The sequence below is a fragment of the Actinomyces oricola genome (assembly GCF_004104015.1).
Classification (GTDB): Bacteria; Actinomycetota; Actinomycetes; order Actinomycetales; family Actinomycetaceae; genus Actinomyces; species Actinomyces oricola.
The window spans coordinates 43,559-69,139 of sequence record NZ_RYFV01000007.1; the positions used below are offsets into that span (position 1 = coordinate 43,559).

At 69.7% G+C, this 25,581-nt stretch carries 21 protein-coding genes; 6 read left to right on the forward strand and 15 right to left on the reverse strand.

Annotated elements, in window-relative coordinates:
- Positions 1–46 precede the first annotated feature (46 nt).
- From EUC46_RS04415 to EUC46_RS04445, 7 genes are all read right to left on the reverse strand, one after another.
- Positions 47–3,373 (reverse strand): AAA family ATPase, encoded by a 3,327-nt coding sequence (locus EUC46_RS04415; RefSeq protein WP_128773025.1) that lies wholly within the window; start codon positions 3,371–3,373, stop codon positions 47–49.
- 6 nt (positions 3,374–3,379) lie between these two features.
- A complete protein-coding gene (locus EUC46_RS04420) occupies positions 3,380–4,672 on the reverse strand; it encodes an exonuclease SbcCD subunit D (RefSeq protein WP_128772982.1) in 1,293 nt (430 codons plus the stop codon).
- Between the two features lie 181 nt (positions 4,673–4,853).
- Positions 4,854–5,720 (reverse strand): undecaprenyl-diphosphate phosphatase, encoded by an 867-nt coding sequence (locus EUC46_RS04425; RefSeq protein ID WP_128772983.1) that lies wholly within the window; start codon positions 5,718–5,720, stop codon positions 4,854–4,856.
- A 90-nt stretch (positions 5,721–5,810) separates the two neighbouring features.
- Positions 5,811–6,623 (reverse strand): histidinol-phosphatase, encoded by an 813-nt coding sequence (gene hisN / locus EUC46_RS04430; RefSeq protein WP_128772984.1) that lies wholly within the window; start codon positions 6,621–6,623, stop codon positions 5,811–5,813.
- A 273-nt stretch (positions 6,624–6,896) separates the two neighbouring features.
- Positions 6,897–7,484: a TetR/AcrR family transcriptional regulator gene (locus EUC46_RS04435; protein ID WP_164918748.1), complete on the reverse strand. Its 588-nt coding sequence runs from the start codon at positions 7,482–7,484 to the stop codon at positions 6,897–6,899.
- Positions 7,485–7,527: 43 nt separating this feature from the next.
- Positions 7,528–7,959: a cupin domain-containing protein gene (locus tag EUC46_RS04440; protein WP_128772986.1), complete on the reverse strand. Its 432-nt coding sequence runs from the start codon at positions 7,957–7,959 to the stop codon at positions 7,528–7,530.
- A gap of 147 nt (positions 7,960–8,106) precedes the next feature.
- On the reverse strand, positions 8,107–8,490 hold the full coding sequence (locus EUC46_RS04445; protein WP_128772987.1) for a DUF2255 family protein: 384 nt from the start codon (positions 8,488–8,490) through the stop codon (positions 8,107–8,109).
- A 607-nt stretch (positions 8,491–9,097) separates the two neighbouring features.
- Between EUC46_RS04445 and EUC46_RS12925 the strand changes: the two genes are divergently transcribed.
- The gene (locus EUC46_RS12925) at positions 9,098–9,241 is read left to right on the forward strand and encodes a hypothetical protein (RefSeq protein WP_241655388.1); all 144 of its coding nucleotides are present in this window, start codon (positions 9,098–9,100) and stop codon (positions 9,239–9,241) included.
- Positions 9,242–9,245: 4 nt separating this feature from the next.
- Positions 9,246–9,509 carry a CopG family transcriptional regulator gene (locus EUC46_RS04455; RefSeq protein WP_128772989.1) on the forward strand — a complete coding sequence of 88 codons (264 nt, stop codon included), beginning with the start codon at positions 9,246–9,248 and terminating at the stop codon, positions 9,507–9,509.
- Positions 9,510–9,581: 72 nt separating this feature from the next.
- On the opposite strand, the gene EUC46_RS04460 is transcribed toward EUC46_RS04455, so the two are convergent.
- Positions 9,582–10,505, reverse strand: a complete 924-nt coding sequence (locus EUC46_RS04460; protein ID WP_206645893.1) for a helix-turn-helix transcriptional regulator — start codon at positions 10,503–10,505, stop codon at positions 9,582–9,584.
- A 289-nt stretch (positions 10,506–10,794) separates the two neighbouring features.
- Between EUC46_RS04460 and EUC46_RS04465 the strand changes: the two genes are divergently transcribed.
- Together EUC46_RS04465 and EUC46_RS04470 are read left to right on the forward strand one after the other, a co-directional pair.
- The gene (locus EUC46_RS04465) at positions 10,795–11,730 is read left to right on the forward strand and encodes an alpha/beta hydrolase (protein WP_128772990.1); all 936 of its coding nucleotides are present in this window, start codon (positions 10,795–10,797) and stop codon (positions 11,728–11,730) included.
- A gap of 202 nt (positions 11,731–11,932) precedes the next feature.
- The gene (locus EUC46_RS04470; RefSeq protein WP_128772991.1) at positions 11,933–12,472 is read left to right on the forward strand and encodes an NAD(P)H-dependent oxidoreductase; all 540 of its coding nucleotides are present in this window, start codon (positions 11,933–11,935) and stop codon (positions 12,470–12,472) included.
- Positions 12,473–12,526: 54 nt separating this feature from the next.
- Here EUC46_RS04470 and EUC46_RS04475 read toward each other — a convergent pair whose 3' ends face one another.
- The 5 genes from EUC46_RS04475 to EUC46_RS04495 all read right to left on the reverse strand — a co-directional run bounded on the left by EUC46_RS04475 (position 12,527) and on the right by EUC46_RS04495 (position 18,700).
- Positions 12,527–13,372, reverse strand: a complete 846-nt coding sequence (locus tag EUC46_RS04475; protein ID WP_128772992.1) for an aldo/keto reductase — start codon at positions 13,370–13,372, stop codon at positions 12,527–12,529.
- Positions 13,373–13,474: 102 nt separating this feature from the next.
- A complete protein-coding gene (locus tag EUC46_RS04480; protein WP_128773027.1) occupies positions 13,475–14,509 on the reverse strand; it encodes a zinc-binding dehydrogenase in 1,035 nt (344 codons plus the stop codon).
- A 213-nt stretch (positions 14,510–14,722) separates the two neighbouring features.
- Positions 14,723–17,200 (reverse strand): ABC transporter permease, encoded by a 2,478-nt coding sequence (locus EUC46_RS04485; protein ID WP_128772993.1) that lies wholly within the window; start codon positions 17,198–17,200, stop codon positions 14,723–14,725.
- Positions 17,197–17,913, reverse strand: a complete 717-nt coding sequence (locus EUC46_RS04490; protein WP_128772994.1) for an ABC transporter ATP-binding protein — start codon at positions 17,911–17,913, stop codon at positions 17,197–17,199. Before EUC46_RS04490 ends, EUC46_RS04485 begins: the two co-directional genes overlap by 4 nt.
- Before the next feature lie 49 nt (positions 17,914–17,962).
- On the reverse strand, positions 17,963–18,700 hold the full coding sequence (locus EUC46_RS04495; RefSeq protein WP_128772995.1) for a TetR/AcrR family transcriptional regulator: 738 nt from the start codon (positions 18,698–18,700) through the stop codon (positions 17,963–17,965).
- Between the two features lie 97 nt (positions 18,701–18,797).
- Between EUC46_RS04495 and EUC46_RS12930 the strand changes: the two genes are divergently transcribed.
- Both EUC46_RS12930 and EUC46_RS12935 read left to right on the forward strand, forming a co-directional pair.
- Complete coding sequence (locus tag EUC46_RS12930; protein ID WP_241655389.1) at positions 18,798–20,705, forward strand: ABC transporter ATP-binding protein; 1,908 nt, start codon at positions 18,798–18,800, stop codon at positions 20,703–20,705.
- Positions 20,702–22,483: an ABC transporter ATP-binding protein gene (locus EUC46_RS12935; RefSeq protein WP_241655390.1), complete on the forward strand. Its 1,782-nt coding sequence runs from the start codon at positions 20,702–20,704 to the stop codon at positions 22,481–22,483. Before EUC46_RS12930 ends, EUC46_RS12935 begins: the two co-directional genes overlap by 4 nt.
- 50 nt (positions 22,484–22,533) lie before the next feature.
- Here EUC46_RS12935 and EUC46_RS04505 read toward each other — a convergent pair whose 3' ends face one another.
- Entirely contained in the window at positions 22,534–24,591 is a 2,058-nt protein-coding gene (locus tag EUC46_RS04505) for an ABC transporter permease (RefSeq protein WP_241655391.1), read from the reverse strand.
- A gap of 34 nt (positions 24,592–24,625) precedes the next feature.
- Positions 24,626–25,474 carry a molybdate ABC transporter substrate-binding protein gene (modA, locus tag EUC46_RS04510; RefSeq protein ID WP_128772996.1) on the reverse strand — a complete coding sequence of 283 codons (849 nt, stop codon included), beginning with the start codon at positions 25,472–25,474 and terminating at the stop codon, positions 24,626–24,628.
- Between the last annotated feature and the right edge of the window lie 107 nt (positions 25,475–25,581).

The following is a 25,581-nucleotide window of genomic DNA, read 5'->3' on the forward strand; positions in this document are numbered from 1 at the left end:
ACCTGGCGGGACGGCGCTGATTCAGCGCCCCGAACGGTCGCATGCATTAGGCCCGTATCCGCAGGGTGGAGCCGACCCCATTGCGCTTGACCTCAATGCGGTCGGGTATCTGACGACGCAACTCCCCTACGTGGGAAACGATGCCGACCGTACGGCCCTCCACCTGGAGCCGCCCCAACTCGGCAAGAACCTCCTGGAGAGTCTCGGGATCCAGGCTGCCGAAACCCTCGTCAATGAACAGCGTCTCCATGGAGACCCCGCCGGACTCGGCGGTCACCACGTCAGCCAGGGCGAGGGCCAGGGACAAGGAGACGTAGAAGGTCTCACCACCGGAGAGTGTGCGGGGGTCGCGTACCCCCGAGCCGCAGAGGTGGTCGATCACGCCCAGTCCCAGCCCCCGGTCGCGACGCCCCGCCGAGCCGGATTCGTCCGTGACCCGCACCAGCTCGTAGCGGCCCGCGGACATCTGGGACAGGCGCGCATTGGCAAAGACAAGCACCTCATTGAAGCGCTCAACCAGCACCCATGTGGCCAGTGGGGTGGAAAGAGCATTGCGGCCCGTGGCCAGGGCGACGACCCGCGCCAGCACCGCCGAATCCTCAATGGCCCCTTCCAGGTCCAAGACCGCTGACCTGACGCCGGCCCCGGCTTCGGTGAGCCGGGCGTGGGCGGCACGGGCCTGTGCACGGGCTTCCAGCGCCGTGGTGTGCCGCTCCTGCGCCTGGGCCAGGCGCAGGCGGGCTCCCTCCACATCAGCGATCTCCCGCCCACTCAGAGAGGCAATGGAATCGTCCTCTTCCAGCCCGTGCCGAACCCGTTCGGCCCGGGCACGGACTTGGGCGACCGCGGCTTCCACCTCCCTGGTCTGTGAGGGCGTGAGCGCAGCCTCCTCCACCTGAGCCCGGGTGGTGAAGTCGGCGTCCGCCAGCGCCTGGGTCAGGGCGTGGCGGTTGCGCAGGGCCGTCTCCAGGGCCTGCACAACCTGATCCAGGAGCGCCGCACTGGTTCCGGACCCCGCGGCCTGGTCCTTCAGGTACGTGCTGTGGGCACGGACCGTGTGGTGGTCGCCGTGAGCGGCCCGGCAGCGGTCGCGGTCCGCGGCCAGCGCCGCCTCGGCCTGCGCGTACTCGGCCCGCTTCTGGGCCAGGGCGGTGCGCCTACCCTCCTGGGCGCTGCGCAGCGCCTCGGTCTGCGAGGCAAAACCGGCGAGTCTATTACTCAACTCCTCCAGTGGTGCGGCCGCCCCCTCCAGCTCGGTGAGCCGGCGGGAGACAACCTCAAGGGCCTCCTCCAGCTCGGGCGCCCCCCTGCTGTCGGCGGCTGCATGGGCGCGGGCCAACTCACCGAGGAGGCCATCGTGATGGTGCGCTGCACGGGCCAGGGCCGCGTCCGCCCGCGCCTGCGCCTCCTCAGCGGCCTCCACCTGGGCGCGACTAACCGACTCAGGAGCCGGATCCGCTGGGGCGGGGTGGTTGGGGGAGCCGCACACCGGGCAGGGCTCGTCCTCAACCAGCTCCGCAGCCAGCGACCCCGCCGTGGCGGCGATCCACGCCTGGCGCCGCCGGGCGACAAGGGCCGTAGCCCGTTTGGCCGCAGTGGTTGCTTGGGCGAGTGCGTCGTGCGCCTGCTCAATGGGGGAGGCCAGGGCGGCCGCCTGGAGCGCCGCCTCCAGGCGCCGTTTGGCCGCCGAGTGCTCGATCCGCAGCTCAGGCAGCTCCAGCTTGGCGGCCCGAGCAGCAGCCAAGGCCTTCTCCAGCTCACGGTGGCTCCGGGGGCGTTCCTGAAGGACGACGGCCGCCTGAGCGACCTGCTCCTCCAGAGCGGCCAGGTCCTCGCGCTGCGAGTCCAGGTCCCGGGCGCGTTCGGCTAGCCCCGCCTCCACCTCGACCAAAGCGCCCAGCGCCCCGGCCCGGGTGCGCAGTTCCCGCTCCCGGGCGAGGAGCTCTTCGGCGGCTCGACGGGCCGCGTCAAGCGCTTCGCCCTCCGCCTCGGCCGCACCGGTAGCAGTGCCCCCGCCTGCGGTCGGCGGGGCGGTCTGCCCCTGAGCGGTGCCCTCCGGGCCCTCCGCGCGGCCTCCTGGGCCCATTAGGACGCCGCTGACCCCGGGGCCCGGGACCGCCCCAGAGGAGGGCGCCACCTGCTCGCCGGAGCACGCCACCTGGGCGAGGGCACCGGCCAGGTCCTCCAGGGCGGCCAGGGTCTCCAGGATTCCATCGTGCCCGGTGTCGGTGAGGGGCGCGATTCTGCCCAGCCCCGTGCGGGCCCGGGCGCAGGCATCCCGGGCCTCTTGTGCAGAACGGTCGTATAGGGCCAGGGCGGGTAGCACGCCGGCGGCACGGCGGGCGGCGGCAAGGCGCTGCTCCTGGGCCTCGTCATGGGCCTTGGAGTCCTGTAGGGCGTCGCGCTCCGCTTCCAGGAGGCGGCGGCGCTCCAGACGGCCGTGCAGGGAGGTCTGCGCCTCCAGGTCCTGTTCAGCCAGGACTCGCTGCCCGACAGCCTCCTCCAGGGCCGTCTCCAGCGGGGTCAGGCGCGCCTGGGAGTCGGCGAGCAGACCGTGGACCAGGTCGTCAATAGCGCCCGCATCAGGGGTGACAGCCTCGGTCAGCGTCATGAGGCGCTCATCGGGGGAGGGGGGATCCTCCTGGCCCGCCGCGGGACCGGGGGCATGCTCAGGGGCGGGCGTCTGCCCGGGAGCGCCCAGGAGGGAACTGAAAAGCTGGGTGCGCGCTCGCAGGGCCTGACGAGCCTGTTCGGTGGCCTTGTCAATGGCGCGCCCGCGCCCGCGCAGTTCCTCCTCCATGGCGTCGAAGACGCCAGTGCCGAAGACATCGCGCAGCAGCCGGTGGCGCTCCTCTGAGGAGGAGCGAAGGAACTGGGCGAACCGGCCCTGGGGCAGGACTACGGTCTGGGTCAGCTGTTCGCGACTGAGACCAATAGCGCGGCGGATCTCCGCATCCGCCTCCCCCACGCGGGTGACGGGCTCCTCCAGGGCGGTCCCTTCGACGTCGGCCAGCCGCCACAGCTTGACCGAGGCGTTCTGCCGGGTGGTGCCGCTTCCGCGCCGTTTGGGCCGTTGGTACTCGGGGGAGCGCAGCACTCGGTAGATCCCCGCCGAGGTGGAGAACACCAGCTCGACCTCGCTGTGAACGTGACCCTCCACCAGAGTGGAGCGTATGCGCTGCTTGGAGGATCCGTCCTTGTCCGCGACCTGCCCGTACAGGGCGAAGACAATGGCGTCAATAATGGTGGTCTTGCCCGAGCCGGTGGGGCCGGTGAGCAAGAAGCGCCCCGAGGAGGAGAAGCGATCGAAGTCAATGGTCTCGGTGCCCGCGTAGGGGCCGATCGCCGTCATGGTCAGGCGGTGCAGGCGCATCACCGCTCACCCCTGCGCGGCGGCGTGCTTGACCGCATCGTGGGCCGCCTCCATGATCGAGTGCTCGACCGGGTCCGGGTCGCGTCCCAGCATTTGCGCCAGGAAGCGGTCGGCGACCTTGACGGGGTCCGAGGAGCGGGTGACGGTCATGGCCTCGCGCCGCTGCCGTTGAGGGGGGCGGTGGGAGAAGGCGAGCAGGTTGGTGAAGCGCTCTTTGAGCCGGGCCATGGCGTCGGGGGGCATGGGGCCGGTCAGTTCAATGCGCACCCAGTGGCCGGTTTGCCCTGAGGTTCGTGGACCGAGAAGTTCCTCCAAGGTGCCGGTCAGGGTGGTCGCCTCATAGGGGCACGGCGCCGCCACGCGCTCCAAGGAGGTCACTCCGCCCGGGCCGAGCTCGAGTACGACAGTGGACTTCGGCGTCGTCGCCTCGGGGAAGGAGAAGGGCAGAGGACTGCCGGAGTACACCAACCGCGGTCCTGCTGCCCGTGTCCGGATCTCCTGGGGGCGGTGAAGGTGCCCCAGGGCCACGTAATCCACCGTCCCGCACCGGGGTGCCAGGGGCGGGGCGCCCAAGGCGGTGTAGACCTCGGAGGGGACGGAGTCGACGCCGCCCACACGGATGTCCCTCTCGGACTCGGCGCTGGCCTGACCGCCGACAACGAAGGCATGGGACATGACCAGGGCCGGCACCCGCCTGTCATCCCTCGCCCGCCGGGAGGCGAGGTCCTTGGCAACCAGCCGCAGTGCCCCGGCCACCACCGCCTGGTGGGAGCGGGCCAGGAGCCAGGGACGGGGAGCGCCCTGGGCCTCCTCGTCGTCCGGTGACGTCGTCGTCGCCGGGGCGCTCTCCCCGAGGCGCTCATCCAGAAGCGGCGGCAGTGACTCCCTGGCGGCGTCAGGATCCAGGTAGGGCAGGGCGTAGATGTACAGGCCCGCCCCACCCCCGCGGTCCGGGATAATGACAGGGCGGTCCACCTCCGGTGTGCGAGCCCGGATGGTGATGCCCTCGCGCAGCAGGCCCGCCCCGAACCCGAGGCGTTGAGCGGAGTCATGATTGCCGGGGGTCAGCACCACGCGCGTGCGCTCGCTCAGGCGGCGCAGCGTGTCATCCAGCAGGCGCACTGAATCGATGGGTGGGATCGCCCTGTCATACACGTCTCCGGCAACCACCACAGCGTCAATGCGCTCCGCCTGGGCCAACTCAACGAGGTGGTCGGCGAAGACGGCGTGCGCCTCATCAAGCACCCGCCCATGGAAGGTGCGCCCCAGGTGCCAATCGGAGGTGTGGAGAATCCGCATGAATGCACCTTCTCACACGGGTCGGACACGAATCCGCCGGCGTGCCGGCCCGAACCGGTGCCAGGCCCGGCCCGCTCAATCACCGGGCGGACAGGGGCCGCCGGTGCCCGACGCGGACCCGGCGCTGGTGGCGCCACCCGTGCCGGGCCCGCCCCGGTCTGCTCAGCCGCTACAGGTCCGTTCAGGCTGCAATAACGTTGGAGGCCACCAAGCAGATAATGAGGGCGCCCAGTGCCACGCGGTAGATGAGGAAGCCGGTGAACCGGTTGGAGGAGACGAATCTCAGTAACCAGGCGATGGTCGCGTAGGCCACCAGGCCCGAAACGACGGTGGCGATTATGGTCGCCGGCCAGCCAATGCTGGCGTCGGCAATGTGGTCCGCCGCCGTAATCGCCTCCAGGATCCCGGCGGCCACCAGCGCCGGGATGCCCATGAAGAAGGACAGGCGCGTGGCCGTGACCCGGTCAAAACCCAGGAACAATCCCGCCGAGATGGTCGCCCCGGAGCGGGAGATGCCGGGCAGGACCGGGGAGAGGGCCTGGAAGAGGCCAATGATGAGGGCGTCCTTAATGGAGACCCCGCGCATGCCCTTGCCGGCCGAGGCGTGCTGGGCGCCGGCCACGCCTTCGCTGCGCTGGTCGGCCAGCCACATGACCCCCGACCAAATGATCAGAGCCCCGGCGATGACCCACAGGGAGCGGGCGGTGACCTCAATGAAGTCCTTGAGCGCCAGGCCAATGATCGCCACCGGCAGGCTGCCCAGGATAATGCCCCAGCCCAGGGTGTAGTCGGGGTCGGTGCGCGCCTCCCCGTGGACCAGGCCGCGGCACCAGGCGGTCACAATGCGCACAATGTCGCCCCAGAAGTAGACGACCGCAGCCAGAATCGCGCCTATCTGGATGACGGCGGTGAAGGCGGTCATCCCCACATTGTTAATGTCGTAGCCCAGCAGCTTCTCCACAATGTTGAGGTGCCCCGTGGAGGACACCGGGAGGAACTCGGTAATGCCCTCGACAATGCCGAGGATGACGGCGTGCAGCCAGCTCAATGGAACCCCCAGGTCTGAGGCGTGACGGACGGGTGCGAGGCTACCCGGCCTGTGCGCGCCGCTAGCCCGCCAGGGCCTGTGGAACCGGACTCAGTCGGTCTCCTCGCCCAGGCGGCGCAGGGCCTCGGCGTGCAGCAGGGTGTTCGAGGCGACCGCGGAGGATCCCCAGGGGCCCGGCTGCCCGGCCAGTGAAGTGAACCTGCCCCCGGCCTCAGTGACAATGGGGACCAGCGCCGCCATGTCGTAGAGCTCCAGTTCCGGCTCGGCGGCCAGGTCCACGGCCCCCTCGGCCAGCAGGGTGTAGGACCAGAAGTCGCCGTAGGCGCGGGTGCGCCAGCAGTCCTGCATTAGCCCCAGCATCCCGCGCAGCCGCTTGGTGGCGGCCCAGCCGGACAAGGAGGAGTAGGACAAGGAGGCCTCCTCCAACTCGGAGACCAAGGACACCTGGAGGCGGCGCGCGGAGAACAAGGAACGACCAGTCCAGGCGCCCCCCTCCTGGACCGCCCACCACCGGCGCCCCAGGGCCGGGGCCGAAACCACGCCCATGACCACCTGACCGTCCTCGACCAGGGCGATGAGCGTGGCCCACACCGGCACCCCGCGCACGAAGTTCTTGGTGCCGTCAATCGGATCGACCACCCACTGGCGCGGGGCATGACCCGTGGCGCCGAACTCCTCGCCCAGGACCGAGTCGCGGGTACGGGCGCGCGCCAGGTGCTGGCGAATGACCCGCTCAGCCTCCTTGTCGGCCTCAGTGACCGGGGTCAGGTCCGGCTTGGACTCCACCGTGAAGTCCTGGGCCTCGAAGCGGGGGACCGTAAGGTGATCGACCTGGTCCGCAATAGTGTGGGCCAGATGGAGGTCATCGCGCCAACGGCGCTCAGGCGAGGTGGGGGCGTTCATAGGACCACGGTAGCCGCGGGGCGAGCGCCAGCGGCGGCGGCCCGCTGGGCGGAGCACTGATCCGATTACGACCGGCCGCTCACACGGGGCGCGCCGGCGATCGGGCCGGCAATACGGCCCTGGGACGGCACCGGTAGCCGAATGCCCGCGGTGGCCGGCTGCCTGCGGTGGTCGGCTGCCCGCGGTGGTCGGCCCGGGCAGCCGGCGCGAGGGGACCGCGCGTCTCTGGCGGCTGGTCCGCCAGTGGGCGCCGCCCGGGCGCTTCGCGGGAGGTCAGCCCGGCAGCCCCATGAGCCCGTGCACGAACTCTTTGGCCTGGGCGGTGGTCATGGGCTCACCCAGGATCGCGGTGCGGTAAACCAGCCCCCCAATGGCGGCGTCGGCCAGGACCTGAGGGGCGAGGTCGTTGCGCACGATCCCCTCCCGCTGCGCCCGGGCGGCCAGGGCGATGGCGCGCTGACGCACCGGGTCAATGATCCGGCTCCGGTACGTGGCGCGCAGTCCGTCATCGTCCTGGCGATGGATGTCCATGGTGATGGACACCAGTCCCGCATTCCCTTTGGACAGGGGCGCGAAGGCCGCCTCAATGAGCCGGTCCAGGTCGAGTAGGAGATCCCCGGTGGCCGGTGGGGGCAGGCGCTCGCCCAGGGCCCGCTCAATGGCGGCGACCACCAGGTGGGTCCGGGTGGGCCAGCGGCGGTAGATGGTCGTCTTGGCCGTGCCGGCGGTGCGGGCGACCTCCTCAATGCGCAGCCCCGTGTAGCCGTGCGCGCCGAGCAGGGCAATGGTGGCGTCGAGCACGGCCTGATCAATGGAGGCGTCGCGGGGGCGGCCGCGCCCGGGGCGCTCGCGGTCGTTCAACGGTGCCGGCCCGCCGTGCGCCGGCCCCGACGGCCCGGGGGTCTCACAGCGCGGCGTACTCCTCGTCACTGACCGGCTCGCACCACTCATTGGAGGTGTCCTGGCCGGGCACGGCGATGGCCACGTGGCTGAACCAGGAGTCCGCCTTGGCGCCGTGCCAGTGTTTGACGTTGGCTGGGGTGACGACGACGCTGCCCGGTTCCAGACTCACCGGCGCCTGGCCCTCGACCTGGTACCAGCCCGAGCCGGCAATGCACAGCAGGATCTGGCCGCCACCGCTGCTGGCGCGGTGAATGTGCCAGTTGTTGCGGCAACCCGGCTCGAAGGTCACGTTGGTGACTCCCACAGCGGCCTGGCCGGACAACGGGTTGAGGAAGGAGCGCCCGGAGAAGTACTGGGCGTAGGCGTCGTTCGGCGCGCCCTGGCCGAAGAGGTTAGCGGAGTCGAAGGCGTTGTGGTCTGTGGTCGCGGTCATGGTGCGTCCTTTCTGGATGAGGCCCGGGGTGCTCCCCGGTCCCCTTCTCGCAGGCTACGCCGCCGCCCGCCGCTATCCCAGGTTTTCCGTCTGCCGGTGGTCGCCGGCAGGTTCACGACCCCCTGAGGCGGCCGGCGGCGGTCGGGGTCAGGAGGCCGTGGTCGCGGGCGTGATCTCGACGGCGGCCTCGCGCTGGTCGGCGCCCAGCATTGGCGGTAGGTAGGGGCTGCCCGCGTACTTGCGCTCATAGGCCGCGGAGATGGCGTCGGCCAGGGAGGGGTCGGCCTTCTCAAAACGGACGTCGAACGTCTGTCCCGCGGCGTCGATCCTGCCGGCCTTCTGAGTAATCGCCGAGCGGTACCACCGGCCCCGGGTGCCATTCCAGGCCCGTACGAACAGGCGCCCGTCGACGACGACGGACCAGATCCAGGTTGGTATGCCCAGGGTGCGGCCGTCGGCGCGGTAGGGGTAGATGTGCAGATCGTCGCTGCGTGAAATGGCCTCGATGGTCTTGGTGTCCCAGGTGGTCATGGCGGGGGATCCTCTCGTGATCTCAGTGAAGTGCGTCGGCCGGGTGCGGCGGTCCGTCGGGGTGAAGGGTCATAGCCGCTCCTGCGGTCAGTGCGGGCACGGCGGCCGGAGGCGCCCCGATCGGGCGGACTCGTGCCGCACCCCGGCAGTCGGTTCAGACGGCCCAAGCCTGCCCCTGTCCTCGGCCCAACGGCCAGCGCCGTGGGAGGCCCTGGGAGTACCACCCAGTACCCGCCCGGGCGGTCGTGCCGGGCGGTCGTGCCCCGGCGCTCAATGCCGTTCGCCCAGCAGGCCGCCGAGTCGGTGATGCCGTCAGAGACGGGCCGTAGTACCTGTCCGGGATAACGGAACGAAAATCGGGATGACCGAAATGTGGGATGGCGTAACCGCGAGAATCTACTCGTCGACGCCGATCCACTGCCGATGAAGGCCGGCACCTCAGCAGATTTCGTACTACACTAACGTAGTACGAAACATGGGCACGGGAGTGGGCGTGCGGGTAGGAGTGCATCCGAGGGCCGCCGATCGGCACCCTGAGGTCACTGCCGCGGATGTCGTTGGGGCTTTCGAGGGCACGTTGCGATCCCGCGCGCGTGACACCCATCCGGTGCAGTGGGTGGGTGTGGGGGCGGACGCCAATGGGCGGCTGCTGGAGTACATCGCCGTCGAGGTCGAGCCCGATGGCTGGCTGGTCTTCCACGCCATGCCGGCAACGAAGAAGGTTCTCACCGAAGTAGGACTGAGGAGGTAGACAGATGGGCGAGTACAGTGACGTCAACGGGGCTCCGTTCACCGACGAGGACATTGAGCAGTGGGCCGCCGAGGCGGAATCCGAGACGGGCTACGCTGGCAAGCACCTGGGTTCCTCGGTGCCCGGACGTCCCATCAGTGTGGGTGCACAGGCCCGCCCCTTCACTCTTCGACTCGATGCCGTGCGCCGGGCGAAGCTGGATGAGGTCGCGCAGGAGCGCCACATCACGCCCTCGCAGTTGATGCGCGAACTCATCGACTCCCTGTGATGCATGGTGATGCATGCAGTGACGTGTGAGAACCGAACGCCAGGGCCGTGCGCCCGCAGTGGTGCGCGGCAATCAAAGGCACGCGGCCGTGGGCAGGGAGGGGAAGTCGCCGGTGGCGGCGAAGTCCTGCTCGTGGGCCCAGCAGGCCAGGGCGGCGATCCGCTCCTCAGCATCGGTACCGGGCTGCGGGCCGTAGACGGTAATACTCAGTCCGGTCACGCCGGGGAGGTTGAAGACGTCATAGGTCATGGGCAGATCCCCGACCACTGGATGGTGGTAGGTCTTGGTGCCGGACCGGTGCTCGTGAACATCGTGACGTTCCCAGGCCATGCGGAAACGGTCCGAGGCCTCCAGCAGTCCGGTGATCACCGCGGCCAGGTCAGTGTTGGCAGGGTGCTGGGCGGCCTGCATGCGCAGCATGGCGGCGATGAGAACCTGCGCCTCACCCCAGTGCGTGCCGTAGAACTCCTGGGCCGATTCCCCGATGAAGGCGAACCGCGCCATATTGGGGTGCTCCTGGTCGGGGTACTCGCGGTACACGGCGTCGAAGAGGGCACGGCCCAGAAGATTGGCGCCCGCAATATCCTGAGCCGCGGTGATCGCCAGAGCAGGGGCCTTCACGTGCGCCAGGACCGCTTTGGTGGAGGGGGGCAGCTCAGGGGAGGTGGTGGATCCCTCCCCGCCGTGGGCCAGCGCCAGGAGGTAGGCGCGCTCAACGTCGTCTAGGCGCAGGGCGTCCGCGATCCCGGACAGGACGGAGTCGGAGGCGCCCTGGAGGCGGCCGCGCTCCAGACGCGTGTAGTAGTCCAGGCTCACGCCCGCCAGGGCGGCAACCTCCTCACGGCGAAGGCCGGGCACACGGCGACCCTTGCCGCCGGGGCGCAGCCCGACCTCCTTCGGGGAGAGCCGGGCACGACGAGAGGTGAGGAACTCGTTGACCGCAGACTGCATTGACTGCGACGGCGGCATGGACCGCTTGGCGTTCTTGCTCGTCATGCCGGGAAGGCTAACGCACCCCCGACCCCGGATCCGCCCGCGTCGCCCTGGGAGGTACTGCCAGGGCCTGCCGAAGACACGCCGTATGCGCCGGCGGGCGCGTGCCGCCATGACATGGTTGACCGCGCAGCAGTCGGCGGATCCGCCCGTCCGGGCGGGGCCCGCCGGGAGCCTTCGCAGCCGGCCGCGCCGGCCCGGATTCGGGGGCAGTACCGACCTCCGGCCGCGGTAGGCCCGCCCCCAGCTGCCACCGTCGATGATCAGCGCCCCGCAATGAACGGAGACCCCCATGGCCCAGGACGGCAACTACACCTTCACTCTCGCCGACGGCGTTGATCGCGAGCATGTGGCCTACCCGAACCGCTACGGGATTACGATCCAAGCCGATCTCTACACCCCCTCGAACCTAGACCGCTCCAGCCGGCACCAGGCGCTCCTGGTCGGCTCCCCCTACGGGGCGGTCAAGGAACAGGCAGCCGGCATCTACGCCAACGAACTCGCCCGCCGCGGCCATATAGCCCTCGCCTTCGATCCCTCCTACAACGGCTACTCCGGCGGCAGCCCCCGCCACGTGTCCTCCACGGACATTTTCGTTGAGGACTTCCACGCCGGACTCGACTACCTGGACACCCGCCCCTTCACCGATCGGCAGCGCCTGGGCGTGGTCGGCATATGCGCATCGGGCGCCTTCGCCCTGACCGCCGCCCAGGTCGACCCACGGATGAGAGCGCTGGTCAATGTCTCCATGATCGATATCTCCGCCAATTACCTCCCGTTGTACACCGATGCCCAGGCGCGCCGCGCCGCCCTGGCCGACCTGGCCGAGCAGCGCTACCTCGATTTTGACTCCCCATCCCCCGCAATGGCCGCCATGGGCTCACCAATGACCCTGAGCGACGACAACCCCATGAGCGAGTTCGGGGCCTTCTACTGGCGGGAAGTGGGGCACCACCACAACTCCACCACACAGTTCACCGCCACCTCGGACCTGTCTTTCCTCAACTTCCCCGAGCTAGCGCACCCGGAGTGGATTGAGACTCCTGTTTTGACGGTGGTCGGCGAGCGGGCGGCCACCCGGGCCCTGTCCGAGAGCATTCACGAGCGCCTCACCACGGACAAGGAGCTGCTGGTGGCCCCCGGCGCCGGCCATGTGGACCTCTACCACCGCACCGATCTCATCCCCTTCGAGAGCATTGACGTTTTTCTCGCCAAGCACCTGGGCTGAGAACCATCGGCGGGCCGACGGCGCTCACGGCCTCCCGGCGCGGGGCGAGCCGCGCCGTCGGCCCGTATTCCAGAACATTCCAGGACCGGGTGGCCCTGACAGGGCACCCGTACCGGCGTGACTGCGCCATGCCCGGACCCATAGCGTCCAATAAGTGCGGGACTGACTTCCTCAGTCCCGAATTCCCACACAGGAGAGAACCGTGAAGACACTCGTCAATGTCATCCACCCGCACTTCGAGGCCTCGCGCGTCAACCGCGCCCTGGCCGCTGCGGCGCAAGAAGTCGAGCACGTCACCGTGCGCCACCTCTACGCCCTCTACCCCGACGGCGTCATTGACATTGAGGCCGAGCATGTCGCCTTGGAGGCCGCCGACCGGATCGTCCTGCAGTTCCCCATGTACTGGTACTCCTGCCCGCCGCTGCTCAAGCAGTGGCAGGATGAGGTTCTCACCCACGGCTGGGCGTACGGTTCGACGGGTAAGGCATTGAAGGGCAAGGAACTACTCATCGCCGTGTCCTCCGGTTCCAGCGAGTACGGCCGGGATGGCGCCTTCACCTACACGGTGACCGAACTCCTGCGCCCATTTCAGGCGATGGCCAACCTGTGCTCGCTGACCTACACGGAGCCCTTCGCCACCACTGGCGCCAGGACGATCTCGGAGGAGGACCTTGCTGCGCGCGCCCAGGAGTACGCCGCCGCCCTGACCGCCCCGCGCCCAACCCTGGAACTCCTGGGCTGAGCGCGCCCGGACGAGGGGCCGCCACCCGGACGCTCAGAGAGGCGCTGCCTGGAACTACCTGAAAGGGTAGTCGGCCGGGTCGTAATCCTGCTCGGGGTGGGCCGGCCAGCCGCCGCAGCGCCCCGTGTCCAGGGCCGCCACCCGCTCCAGCTCCTCAGCGCTGAGAACCAGGTCGGCCGCCGCCAGGTTCTCCACCATGCGCTCGCGATGCACGGTCTTGGGGATCGTTATGACACCGGTGGCGACCTGGAAGGCCAGGGCCACCTGGGCGGCGCTGGCCCCGTGACGCCGGCCGATCCCGGTGAGCACCGGATGGCGCACCACTGAGTCGCCGCCCCGGCCCAGCGGACCCCACGCCTCCAGGCGGGTGGGGCTGTGCGCCAGGGCGCGGCGCAGGCGGCGCTGCTGGTAGAGGACGTGCTGCTCCACCTGGTCCACGGCCGGGGCCAGGTCGGCGCAGCCCATGATCTCGGCGAGCTCGGCGCCATAGAAATTGGACAGCCCTATGGCGCGCAGCCGCCCGGCCGAGACCGCCTCCTCAAGAGCCCTCCACGTACCCGTGTCCCGGCCCTGGGGCCAGTGGATGAGCATGAGGTCAATGGCCCCAATGTCCAGGGCCGTCAAAGACTCGTCAATAGCGCGCAGGCCCGCGCGATAGCCCGAGGAGCGGAGCTTGGTGGTGACGAACAGATCCTCACGATCCAGGCCCTGGGCGACGACCGCGCGCACGGCCCTGCCCACGCCCTCCTCATTGCCGTAGTACTGCGCAGTGTCAATGGAGCGATAGCCCACCTCAATGGCCTGGCGCACCACCCTTTCAGTGTCTGACGAGGGAGTCTGATAGACGCCCAGACCCAGAACAGGCATCTCGACGCCGCCGACGAGAGTGATCTGCTGCATGGAGTGCTCCTGTCCGGTCGAGAGGGTTGAGAGATGGGGAGGCGGCCCAGAATGCCGCCTCCCCCCGTTCTTGTCGGTTCTTGTGGATTCTTGTGGCGCCGCTCAGGCGTCGGGGTGCAGCAGCACCTTAATCGTGCGCCGCTCGTCCATCGCCCGGTAGCCCTTGGCGGCCTCCTCCAGGGGAATGCGCATGGTGAAGACCTTCCCGGGGTTGATCTCGCCGGCCAGGATACGGTCAATGAGGTCGGGCAGGAAGCGGCGCACCGGCGCGGGCCCGCCCAGGAGGTTGATCTCGGCGAAGAACAGGGACTGGCCCTCCAGGGTCACGCCGTGGGAGACCCCCACATAGCCCACGTGCCCGCCGGGGCGGCAGCTGGCAATGGCCTGATCCATGGAGAGCTGATTGCCCACGGCCTCCACCACGCCGTGGGCGCCGTAGCCGCCGGTGAGCTCCTTGACCTTGGCGGCGCCCTCGTCACCGCGCTCGGGGATAACGACGTCGGCGCCGAACTCCCGGGCCAGGGCCGCCCGGTCGGCGTAGCGGGAGAAGGCGATGACCCTCTCGGCCCCCAGCGCTTTGGCGGCCAGGACCGCGCACAGCCCGACGGCGCCGTCGCCGACCACGGCAATGGTCCTGCCCGGGGCGGCGCCGGCGGCCACGGCCCCGAACCAGCCGGTGCCCAGCACGTCGGAGGCGGCCAGAAGGGAGGCGATGACCTCGGGGTCCTCCGGCTTGCCGCCGGGCACCACGACGAGCGTGCCGTCGGCCTGGGGCACGCGGGTGTACTGGGCCTGGGTATCGGCCATGAAGCCGCCGTTGGCGCAGCGCGACTGGTAGCCCGCCTCACAGATCTCGCAGGTGTTGTCCGAAATGCAGAAGGAACCGACGACGAAGTCTCCGGGCTCAACGCTGGTGACCGCCTCGCCGACCTCGACGACAGTGCCCACATACTCGTGGCCCATGGGGCGGCCTCCGGCGGGGAAGTCGGCGTCAATGCCCCGGTAGGGCCACAAGTCGGAGCCGCAGATGCAGGCGGCCTCCAGACGGAGAACGGCATCGGTGGGGTCTACGACGCGGGGGACCTGGCGGTCTTCGACGCGCACATCCCCGGGTCCGTGCATGACGACGCCGCGCATGGTGGCGGGCGGGGTGAGGGTGGTGCTCACGGGTCTTCCTCTCATCACAATCCGTTGATATGTGGAGCCTACGCGCGCTCCGCGGGGGGCTTCCAGGTACTGGCAGGGCCCCCTGGCGCGTGTTCTCGGCGCGCTGATTCATCCAGGTTCACTCAGATTCACCGGGATTCACCGGGAGGCGTCCCGCCTCGCCGCGGTGCCGCCCCGACGGGCCTACTCCTGGACTCGCAGGGCCGTGACCAGAGGAACCCGCCTAATGTGGAGCACGTGGAGCGCGGCCACCAGCAGGTAGACGCCCAGGGCAATAGCCACTTCCTCCACCAGCATTCTTGCGGGGACCTCGAGGACGAAGTTCACCTCATAATGCATGAACGCCCACTCCAGGACCCACCGCAGCGTGTGGATAATGAGCGCCTGAGAGGCCAGCAGTGAGGCGACCACGGTGAGGGTAATGGTGCGCAGGTACAGGGCGTTAATCTCCCGGTCGCGGTAGCCCAGGATCTTGAGCTGGGAGATGGTGCGTGCCCCGCGCTCAATCGTGGTTTTGGTCAGCAGGTAGATCATAATGAAGAAGACCAGGATGGATACCGCGGCCAAGGACCGGGCGACCGGGGCGAAGGACGCGACCGCCTGCGCCGCCACGGAATCCATATCGCTGCGTGAGATGGCTCTGATCACTGAGCCCTCCGGCAGGGACAGGGGGGCCGGGGAGAAGTAGCCGTTGAAGTCCTGGGGGTCCCGTTCTAGAAGGGCGTTGAGCCCCGAGCGGGACATGTAGGCGCGCGTGTCGGTGTCCTCGCCCCTGACCCCCGCCACCGTCAGAGAGTAGGACTCGGAGCTGTAGGGGTCGGTGAACACGATCGTCTCGCCCGGGCTGATCCCGGTCTTGGTGGCCAATCCTGCTCCAAGCACCACCTGGTCCTGGGGGACGTCCAGGTCCGGGAGGTAGCGGCCGGCCGGATCCACGCCGAGCACCTGCACGTCCATGGGGCCGAACTCCCATTTGCGTTCGGTCTGAAGGAAGGTCGTCGCAATGGGCTCGGCTTGTTCGGCGACGGCCGGCGCAGTGTCGGTGTCCGCGAGCACCACAGGGGTGGACAGGACGTAGACGTGCTCGGCGGGCAGCGCCCGGCCCAGTGACGCTGAGAAGTTCTCCACCACGGGTAGGAGCGCCAGCCCGGCCAGGAGCAGAAAACTGGACAGGGTAATGCCCAGGAACAAGGTGATGAAGGAGGGCAGGCCCCGCAGCAGCAGGCGCAGGCGGAAACGCGTGGTGAAGGGCAGGCCCGCCGGCAGGCGGGAGCCGTGATCGGTGCGGTGCCGCAGACGCGCCAGAATCCCGGCTTGTGGCTTTTCGCGGCGCAGGAACTCCAGGGGCGTGCGGCGCATGGCCCAGGCCAGGCCAATGAGGGTGAGGCCTTCCAGGAGCCCCAGCGGCAGGAGCGTGGTCAGGAGGAAGGCCCGCAGCGAGAAATGACTCTCGAAGGGCGGCAGGGAGTAGGTGTTGTAGTACAGATTGCGCATGGGCGCGCTCAGGAGGGTGTAGCCCAGGGCATTGCCGGCGGCGGCGGAGAGCACCCCCACCACGGTGGGCAGGGTCAGGTAGTGGCGCAGCAGCTCGCTGCGGCGCCAGCCCGACGCCAAGAGCGTTCCAATGACCGCGCTTTCGGCCTCAATGGTGGCCGAGGTGATCACCACGAAGACGAAGGACATAATGACGATGATGACCACCATTAAGGTCTCAACGAAAACCGAGTCGTGCTTGAAGTCGTCGGTGGCGTAGGTGATCCCCTGGTTCTCCTCGGCATCAATGAGCGAGGTCACGGTGGCTCCGGAGGTGATCAGGCGCAGTGCCGTCTCCTTCTCGACGGCCTCGCGCTCGGCGCGGGTCAGGACGCCGTCGCCATTAGTCAGGCCCGCCCCGTCCAGGCCAGTGCCCGGAGCGCTGTCGCCCGCCAGGTCGGCGCCCAGGCGCAGGGAGTAGGTGTTGGTGTTCTCCACCCCCGCCACGCCCGTCAGTCGGTCCCATCCCGGGGGTGAGAGCACGCCCACGGTGAAGGTCAGGGCGTTGACGGTCGGGTCCTGGTTGGTTTTGAACAGCGCCGTGTAGTCGGGCAGGGTAATAATGCCGACGAGCGTGTAACTCACTCCCGCCAACTCGACCTGGTCGGAGAGTTCCAGGCCGCGGCGGTGGCAGAAGGTGGCGTCCAGGGCCACCTCCTGCTGCCCGGTGGGCATGCGCCCGGCATGGAGGGCGGCGAGGTTGAGGTCCTGGCGGGGCAGGTGGAGCCGGGCCGTTATCTCCTTTGTCTCCTCTGTCTCCTCGGCGGCTCCCCGGCCCGCCGCCGCGGCCCCGGTGGTCGCGGGGGCGTCCGAGGAGTCCCCGGGAGCCGCGGGCAGGGTCAGCGGCACGTCCCGGGAGGTGTTCTCGACGACCTGCCAGCCCAGGTCCTCCATGGAATCGACCTGGTCCGCCGACAGGGGCGCGGTCAACGTCAGGCGGGCGTCCTCCACCGCGTAAGCGTCATCGCGGGCGTCCATAATCCGGTCCAGGGACATGGTGGTCGACAGGTATCCGGCACCGACCCCGGTGGTGGCCACCAGCATAATGGCGATGCCCAGGTACTTGCCCGCGCCGGCCCTCAGCTGGCGGGCCAGGCGGTGGGTCAGGGGGGAGGCCACGGCGCTCACCACTCCAGGTCGGCGGCCGCGACCGTGTGGTCGTTGACGCTGCGCTCCACAATGCGTCCGTCGCGCAGGCGTATGGCCTGATGGGCCATGGCTCCAATGGCTTCATTGTGGGTGACGATCACGGTGGTGCAGCCGTAGGTGCGGTTGACGTGCTCCAGCACGCCCAGGACCTCCCGGGAGGTTTCGTAGTCCAGGGCACCGGTGGGCTCATCGCACAGGAGCAGACTGGGTCTTTTGACCAGTGCCCTCCCAATGGCGCAGCGCTGCTGCTGGCCGCCGGAGACCTGGCGGGGGAACTTCTGCCGGTGCTCCCACAGCCCCAGGGCGCGCAGAAGGTCATTGACGTCGAGGGGGTCGGGGGTCAGGTGGGCGCAGACCTCAATGTTCTCGCGCACGGTGAGGTCAGGCAGGAGGTTGTAGAACTGGAAGACGAAACCGAGCTGGCGGCGCCGGTAGTCCACCAGGCGGGCCTCCGGAAGAGCGGTGACCTCGGTGGTTCTCACAGTGATGGTGCCCGAGTCGGCCGCCTCCAGGCCTCCCAGGAGATTGAGGAAGGTGGACTTCCCCGAGCCCGAGGGGCCCAGGAGCGCGCAGATCTCCCCCAGTTCCAGCTCCAGGTTGACCTTGTTGACAACAGTGACGCGGGCCGAGCCCTGACCATAGCTCTTGGTCAGGTCTTTGATGGAAACATGGGGGGTGCCGGAGGACCGCATACGGACTTCTTCCACGGTGGTAAGGAGGGGGCGGTTATGTTAGGTGAGCCTAATCTGTGCTGGCGTCTCCCGCCAGGAGCTGCCGCTGGGCGTTGATTCCGGCGACAATGATGTTGATCTTGCTGTCCAGCCAGTCCGGTACCGACTGGACTGGCCACGCCGGAGGCGTCCCGGGCGCCGCGGGGTTGAAGCCGCTGTGGCCCGGAGAGCCCCCGGCGGGGACCGGGTCCAGGGCGGCCCCCGCCCAGGGGCAGGGCCCGGGGGTCGAGGGTGCGGCGGCGGGGTCGATCCCCTTCCGCCCCTTCCGCGAGGAGGCGCCCTTGAGGGCCTCGGCCATGGTGTGGGAGCCCAGCACCGTGTCGCCGACGAAGTCCAGGGCCAGAAGCGCCGCGGCGCGGTCGAGCCCACCGGACTCCAAGCTCCTGAGGGCGGCGCGGACCGCCGGAGTGAAGGACTGGTGCGCCCAGGGGACGGTCAGGAGGGTCTGGGCCAGGCCCGGATTGTCCTCCAGGAGGGCCCACAGTCTATCCGCGCAGGTGCGCAGGACCTGCGGCCAGGCCCCGGTGAGGTCACCGAGGTCGATCTGGGCGGCCAGACGGTCCAGGCAGGCGCGCAGCAGATCGTCGCGCGAGGAGATGGTCCGATACAGGGCGGGCGTCCCTACGCCCAGGTCCCGGGCAACACGCGCCAGCGTGAACGTGCCCACGCCAATGCGCAGCGCGGCGTCCACCGCATCGTCCCGGGTGAACCCGGGCTTGGGCCCGGAGGGGCGGAAGGCGCGTCTCATGGACCCACGGTAGCGGCTAGGCAGACCACAACCTCTGTAGTAAGGTCAGCCTCACTCAATACTGAATGATGTTCATAGTTGCTGACGAGGTGTGTGTATGGCTGTGCTTGAAGCGAACGCCCCTGATTCGCGCGCTGCCGGGGGACCGGCCGCCCCGAAGGATCCCGGCACCCAGAACGCCGACCACGAGCACGAGGAGAACAAGCGCAAGGCCGCCCAGGGGCAAGCCGCCATTAAGCGCCTCGGGGCCCCCGTGCACCGAAGGATGCTCATTGCCCAGGGGCTGGTCCTGATCTCCGGCGTCTTGTCCATCGCCCCCTATGTGGCCCTGGTCCAGCTCGGCGACCTCCTCCTGGAGGCTCACCGCGCCCACGCGGCGCCCGAGGCCGGGCGGGTCTGGCACATTGTCATGATGCTGGTCGGCGCCTATTCCACCCGACTCATGCTGCACTTCGTGGCCCTGCTCATCACGCACGTGGCCGACCTCGTCCTGCGCGACAAACTGCGCCGCGACATTGTCGCCCGGCTCGCCGGAGCCCCCCTGTCCTGGTTCACCGCCTCAACCTCGGGGCTGGTGCGCAAGGCCGTCCAAGATGACACCACCGCCGTTCACACCGTCATCGCCCATGGGCCCGTCGACCGGCTCAACGCCGTGGTCACCCCTGTGGCCCTGCTCGCCTACGCCTTCTGGGTCGATTGGCGCCTGGGCCTGCTGTCGGTGTCCACCATTGTGCTGTACATGGCGACCTACACGCTGAATCTGCGCGGCATGAACGCGAAAACCGTGGAGATGGACCGCAAGCTCGGCACCGTCTCCTCGACAATGGTCGAGTTCGTCTCCGGCATCTCAGTGGTCAAGGCCTTCGGCCGCACAGGCCGCGCCCACGCCGCCTACCTCGCGGCCGCCGACGATTTCTCCCGCTTCTACTGGAACTGGGCGCGGCCCCTGATCACCATAAGCTCCCTGGCCCTCGTCTGGGTGTCCGTTCCCGTGCTCCTCCTGGTCAACCTCGGCGGCGGGTACCTGCTCATCAGCGCCGGAGTGGTCACCCTGCCCCAGGTCCTGGCCACCACCCTCATCGCCCTGGTCCTGCCGAACACGGTCATGACCGTGGCCCTGGTGGCCTGGGCCTACCAGATGGCCGGGGCCGCGGCCCTGCGCCTGTGCAAGATCGTGGACACCCCCGTCCTGCCCGCCGCGATTCACCCGCGCTCGCCCCAGGGGGCCCGGGTCGAGATCGACTCCGTCAGCTACTCCTATGGCGACATCCTGGCCGTCGACGACGTGACTCTCACCCTGGAGCCCGGCACCGTCACCGCCCTACTCGGCCCCTCGGGCTCAGGTAAATCCACCCTGGCCTCCCTCATCGCCCGCTTCGCCGACCCGGATCGCGGAAGCGTGCGCATAGGCGGAGTGGACCTGCGCAAAATGGACCAGGGCACCCTGTACGGGACCATCTCCTTCGTGCTCCAAGACCCCCAGCTTCTGAGCGCCACAGTCCGCGAGAACATTGCCCTGGGGCGCCCCAACGCAACCCTGGAGGAGATCAGGGCCGCCGCCCGCATCGCCCGCATTGACGACGCCGTCATGGCGCTTCCCCAGGGCTACGACACCGTCATTGGTGCGGGAGCCTCCCTGTCCGGTGGGGAGTCCCAACGCGTGGCCATTGCCCGCGCAGTGCTGCTGGATACCCCCGTGCTCCTCATGGACGAGGCGACCGCCATGGCGGACCCCGAGTCCGAGGATGAGATCCAGCAGGCGCTGTCCGCCCTGGTACGGGGGCGCACAGTCCTCGTCATCGCCCACCGGCCCGCCGCGATTCGCGGCGCGGACCGCATTGTGGTCATGGACCGCGGCCGCCTGGTCGCCTCCGGCACCCACGAGGAGCTGGTGGGCGAACCCCACTACCAGGCCCTGCTGCGTCAGGGCCGCATTAACGACGGCGCTGAGGCACCCGGCACTGGGGCGCCCGGCACTGACCGAGCCGAGGAGGAGCAACGATGAGCACCACCGCCCAGACGACCGCCGGGGGGCGGCGCCTGTCCCTGCTGCGGCGCTATAAGCGCCTCATGGGGCCACCGGCGTGGCGACGGATGCTGACCGGCCTGATTCTGGGGGCCATCGCCGGCGCCTTCACCGGGCTCGCCCTGGTAGTGCTGCTGCCCGCCTCCGTCGCCCTGGCCTCCGGGCAGCCCTGCTGGGGGCTGGACCTGGGGGGCTGGATGGTGGTCCTGGCCGCCTGCACCGTGATCACCACCGTGTGCGACTTCTACGGCCAGCGGGTGGTCATGCTGGGGGCCCTGGGATTCATGCACGACGTCCACCACGCCATTGGCGGCCGAGTGGCCCGGGTGCCACTGCGCTGGTTCACCGCGGAGTCTGCCGGGACCATGTCCCGGGCGGTCACCCAGGAGATGGTCCACCTGGCGGAGTCCGTGGCCCACTTTCAGTTCCGGCTGTTCTCGCAGGTGGCCGGCTGCGCCGTCATCTGGGCCGCCTCCTGGGCCTGGGACTGGCGCCTGGGGCTTCTGCTCACCATAGCCGCCCCACTGCTGGCCCTCTTCCTGCGCTGGTCGCGCAGCCTGGTCAATCACGGCAAGTCGCTCATCGAGCCCGCCGAGCAGGCGCTGGCCGCCCGCGTTGTCGAGTTCGCCCGCTGCCAGGGCGCTCTGCGCTCCTGCCACGCGGGCTCCGACTACCGCCAGCTCACCGACGCCTTTAATGCCAGTGCCCGCGCCTCGCACCGCGCCCTGTGGTGGGAGTCCGCCGGCAACCTCCTGTCCGGGGTGTTCACCCAGATCATTATTGTCGCCATGATCGTCCTGACCGCGGCCCTGTCCCTCTCCGGGGCGCTGGAGCCCCTGCCGGCCATTGCCACCATTGGCATGTGCCTGCGCTTCACCACCATGCTGGAGGACATTGGCGCCCTGTCCCTGGGCATGGAAGAGCGCCGTCAGATGATGAACCACCTCGACACGGTCATGGACGCCGAACTCCTGCCCACCCCCGAGGCCTCCGCCCCCCTGAGCCGGCCGGGCGCCGTCGAGCTCGACGACGTCGTCTTCGGGTACCGCCCGGGGGTGCCGGTGCTGCGCGGCGTGTCCCTGTCAGTGCCCGCGCGGTCCATGTGCGCCATTGTCGGCCCCTCGGGATGCGGCAAGACCACTATTGCCAGGCTCGTCGCCCGCTTCTGGGACGTCGGGGCCGGTGCGGTGCGTGTAAGCGGGGCGGACGTGCGCGAGTTGCGCACCGAGGACCTCATGGACCAGCTCTCCATGGTCTTCCAGGACGTCTACCTCTTCGACGACACCCTGGAGGCCAATATCCGTATTGGGGACGTCAACGCCACCGACGAGCAGGTGCGCCGTGCCGCCGACCTGGCCGGTGTCACCGAGATCGTCAACCGCCTCCCCGAGGGATGGAACACCCGCGTCGGGGAAGGGGGTCGGGCTCTGTCCGGCGGCGAGCGCCAGCGCATCTCCATTGCCCGGGCCCTGCTCAAGCGCGCCCCCATTGTCCTGCTCGACGAAGTCACCAGCGCCCTGGACGCGGAGAACGAGGCCAATATTGTCGCCGCCATGAGGGAGCTGCGGCGCACCTCCACGCTTATCGTCATCGCCCACAAGCTGGAGACCATTGCGGCCGCCGACCAGGTTGTGGTCCTGGGCGCCGAGGGGCGCGTGGCCCAGCGGGGCCGGCACGCCGACCTGGTCGAGATCCCCGGCCCCTACCGCGATTTCTGGGAGTGCCGCAGCCGCGCCCAGGGCTGGGCGCTGGTCTGAGGCCGGGCGCTCACGCCTCGACGACGTCGTGGCCACTGGGCCCGGCCCGCTCAAGGGCGAGCGATCAGGCGCACTTGCGTCGCCTTAATGACGGCGCGCAACTCCCGGCCCGCCCGTACCCCGAGTTCGGCGGCCGCCGCCGGGGTGATGAGCGCCCGCAGGTGCTGGCCGTCCCCGAGGGCCAGCACCACCGACACCAGGCCATTGGCGCTGGTGGTCTCCACCACGCGCGCCTCCAGAGTGTTGCGGGGACTGCCCGGTCCGGCCCGCTCGTAGAGCGCAACCGCGGCCGGGGCCAGCAGCGCGACTGCTTGCGCCCCCGGTGACAGTTCTTGGACAGGGGCCGCCATGAGGCGGGTCCCGTCGCCCAGGACCAGGGCGGGAGCGGCGGGGGAACCGTCCAGGGTCCCATGGAGCATGGTGGTGCCGGTCAGCTCGGCGGTGAAGGGGGAGACCGGGGTGGACAGCACCTGGGCCGCCGGGCCGGACTCCACCACCCTCCCGTCATCCAGGACAGCGACATCATCGGCCAGGGCCGCCACATCGGCCACGTCATGGGTGACGAGCATCACCGTCAGCCCCTCCTGGGCGGCCCGGTGCGCAACCAGGGCCCGCATCCGCTGACGGGCGGTGACGTCCAGGGCGGCCATGGGTTCGTCAAGCACCAGGACGCTCGGGGATGTCGCCAGCGCCCGGGCCAGGGCCACGCGGGCGCCCTGTCCGCCCGAGAGCGCCGAGCCGGGCCGGCGGGCCAGATGGGAGGCGCCCACGGCCTCCAACTCACGGCGGGCGCGCGCCCGCGCCCGCCGGCGCCCCGCCCCCTGGCAGCGGGGCCCGAAAGCAACATTGTCCATGACGGACATGTGGTCGAAGATCCCGGGGCTCTGCGAGAGCAGGGCCACGGAGCGCCGGCCCGCGGGCACGAAGACGCCCGGCCCATCGAGAACCCGCCCGCCCACGCGCACCTGACCGCCCTCGGCGTCCAGGAGCCCGGCCAGGACCGCGCAGACGGTGGACTTCCCCGAGCCGTTAGGGCCGATCAGCGCCAGAGTGCGTCCGGCGGCCACCGTCAACTCCACGGCCACACCGCGCTCCCGGGAGTTGAAGGACAGGTGCACCTCCTGGCCCCGGGCCCCCCCGGTGGCATCGGCGGCCGTGCCCAGCGGCGGGGCCCACGCCGCGCCGTCGGGCTCATGGGCGGGGTGGGCCTGCGCGCCATCGCCCACGGCGGCCGATTCGGGGGCGCCGGCATTGCCGCCGGCCCGGTCGGCGCGGCGCACCAGTGCGCCCCAGTCGACGGTGGTGGCGCCCACCACCAGGAAGGACAGGGCAATGAGCACCACCGCCAGCGCCAGGGAGATGGCGGTGTCATTCTCCCGCTGCAGGTAGATGGCCAGCGGCATGGTGCGGGTGACCCCCTCCCGGGAGCCGGCGAAGGCGATGGTCGCCCCGAACTCGCCCAGGGCGCGCCCCAGGGCCAGCGCGGTGCCCCGCGCCAGCGCCGGTCCCACCAGCGGCAGGGTGATGCGCGTGAGCACTCTCCACGGCCCGGCCCCCAGGGTCCGGGCAATGGTTTCGCAGCGGGTGTCCCGGCTGCGCAGCGCCGCCTCCAAGGTGACCACCAGATAGGGCATGGACACGAAGACCTGGGCGATGACCACAGCGGCGGTCGAGAAGGCGATGGAGATGCCCCAGGCGTCCAAATGCGCCCCGAGAACCCCTTTCTTACCCAGTGTGGACAGCAGGGCAATACCGGCCACGACCGGGGGCATGGTCATGGGTAGGACGGCCAGAATCCGCCCCACGCGCACTCCGGGCCACTGCCGGGCCAGCAGCAGGGCCAAGGGGACGCCCAGAGCCACGCAGATGACGGTGGATACCAGGCAGGTGCGCAGGGACAGTCCCAGGGCCAGGCGGGCGGAGTCGGAGGCCAGGAGCCTCGGCAGCTCGCCCCAGGCGACTCGGGTGCCCAGGCCGGCGATGGGCACGACAATGGCGCAGGCCCCCACAAGAGCCAAGACCACCACGGGCACGGGCAGGGGGGCGTGAGCAACCCGCGAGCGCCTGGAGGCGCCGGCGGGCCGCCGCGAGGCGGGCGCGGTACTCACTCGCAGGTCTACCGCAACTAGCCGTGAGCCGGCATCACTGGCCGGTGGGGGAGGCGGTGGTGCTCGGAGTCGCCCCGGCGCCTGGAGCACCGAAGCCGTGGGTGTCGAGGATGGCCCGGCCCTTGTCACTGAGGATGTAGTCAATGAAGGCTTGGGCGGCGGCGGTGTTCTGCGCACCCGAGGTGATAGCGATCGGGTAGTGGTTGATGACGCCGCCATTGGGGATGGAGATCTCCTCCACGCCGGTGGCTGCGGCGGCGTCGGTGGTGTAGACGATCCCGGCGTCGGCCTCACCGGATTCGACTTTGCCGCGCACGTCGGTGACCTTCTGCTCCTCTGAGACGGGGTTCAGGGTCACGCCCAGGGCGGTGGCGAGCTTTTCAGTGGCCTCGCCGCAGGGGACTTCCGGGGCGCAGATGACCAGGTCGGCGCCATCGAGGGAGGAGTCCAGGCCGGTGATGCCGGCCGGGTTGCCCTTGGGGACAATGAGCGTGAGCGTGTTGGTGGCGAATTCGGTCTGCTCGCCCACCAGGGACTGGTTGGCGGCGTCGGTCATGGTGGAGTTGTTGGCGGTGGCCAGCACATCAGCGGCGTCACCGTTGGCCAGAGCGGTGACAAGGTCCTGGGAGCCCAGGAAGTTGAAGGTGATGGTCAGATCCGGGTTGTCCTCTTTGACGCCCTGAGCGATCTCCTCGAAGGCCCCCTGGAGGGAGGCGGCGGCGAAGACAGTGAGCTCCCCGGAGACCGGCCCAGCGGCCGACGCCGAGGAACCGGCCTCGGCGGTGCTTGAGCCGGATGTGGAGGAGGTGCCTGAGCAGGCAGCCAGGGAGAAGAGCGGGACGAGGGCGATGGCGGCCAGTAATCTCCGCTGTCGCGTGAGCATGATGAGATCTCCTTGTCGGTTCGCAGGCGTTTGCGAGGCCGGGGCGCGGCTTCGGGTCAGCAGGCGCACCGGCCCCCCGGGAGTTTCCGCTGCCCGGCGACGACCCC

Excerpts from the sequence above, each read along its gene's own strand:
- EUC46_RS04415 (WP_128773025.1), bottom strand. The coding sequence starts at position 3,373 with ATGCGCCTGCACCGCCTGACCATGACGGCGATCGGCCCCTACGCGGGC.
- EUC46_RS04420 (WP_128772982.1), bottom strand. The coding sequence starts at position 4,672 with ATGCGGATTCTCCACACCTCCGATTGGCACCTGGGGCGCACCTTCCAT.
- hisN (WP_128772984.1), bottom strand. The coding sequence starts at position 6,623 with ATGAACGCCCCCACCTCGCCTGAGCGCCGTTGGCGCGATGACCTCCAT.
- EUC46_RS04440 (WP_128772986.1), bottom strand. The coding sequence starts at position 7,959 with ATGACCGCGACCACAGACCACAACGCCTTCGACTCCGCTAACCTCTTC.
- EUC46_RS04445 (WP_128772987.1), bottom strand. The coding sequence starts at position 8,490 with ATGACCACCTGGGACACCAAGACCATCGAGGCCATTTCACGCAGCGAC.
- EUC46_RS04455 (WP_128772989.1), top strand. The coding sequence starts at position 9,246 with ATGGGCGAGTACAGTGACGTCAACGGGGCTCCGTTCACCGACGAGGAC.
- EUC46_RS04460 (WP_206645893.1), bottom strand. The coding sequence starts at position 10,505 with ATGACGAGCAAGAACGCCAAGCGGTCCATGCCGCCGTCGCAGTCAATG.
- EUC46_RS04465 (WP_128772990.1), top strand. The coding sequence starts at position 10,795 with ATGGCCCAGGACGGCAACTACACCTTCACTCTCGCCGACGGCGTTGAT.
- EUC46_RS04475 (WP_128772992.1), bottom strand. The coding sequence starts at position 13,372 with ATGCAGCAGATCACTCTCGTCGGCGGCGTCGAGATGCCTGTTCTGGGT.
- EUC46_RS04480 (WP_128773027.1), bottom strand. The coding sequence starts at position 14,509 with ATGCGCGGCGTCGTCATGCACGGACCCGGGGATGTGCGCGTCGAAGAC.
- EUC46_RS04490 (WP_128772994.1), bottom strand. The coding sequence starts at position 17,913 with ATGCGGTCCTCCGGCACCCCCCATGTTTCCATCAAAGACCTGACCAAG.
- EUC46_RS04495 (WP_128772995.1), bottom strand. The coding sequence starts at position 18,700 with ATGAGACGCGCCTTCCGCCCCTCCGGGCCCAAGCCCGGGTTCACCCGG.
- EUC46_RS12930 (WP_241655389.1), top strand. The coding sequence starts at position 18,798 with ATGGCTGTGCTTGAAGCGAACGCCCCTGATTCGCGCGCTGCCGGGGGA.
- EUC46_RS12935 (WP_241655390.1), top strand. The coding sequence starts at position 20,702 with ATGAGCACCACCGCCCAGACGACCGCCGGGGGGCGGCGCCTGTCCCTG.
- modA (WP_128772996.1), bottom strand. The coding sequence starts at position 25,474 with ATGCTCACGCGACAGCGGAGATTACTGGCCGCCATCGCCCTCGTCCCG.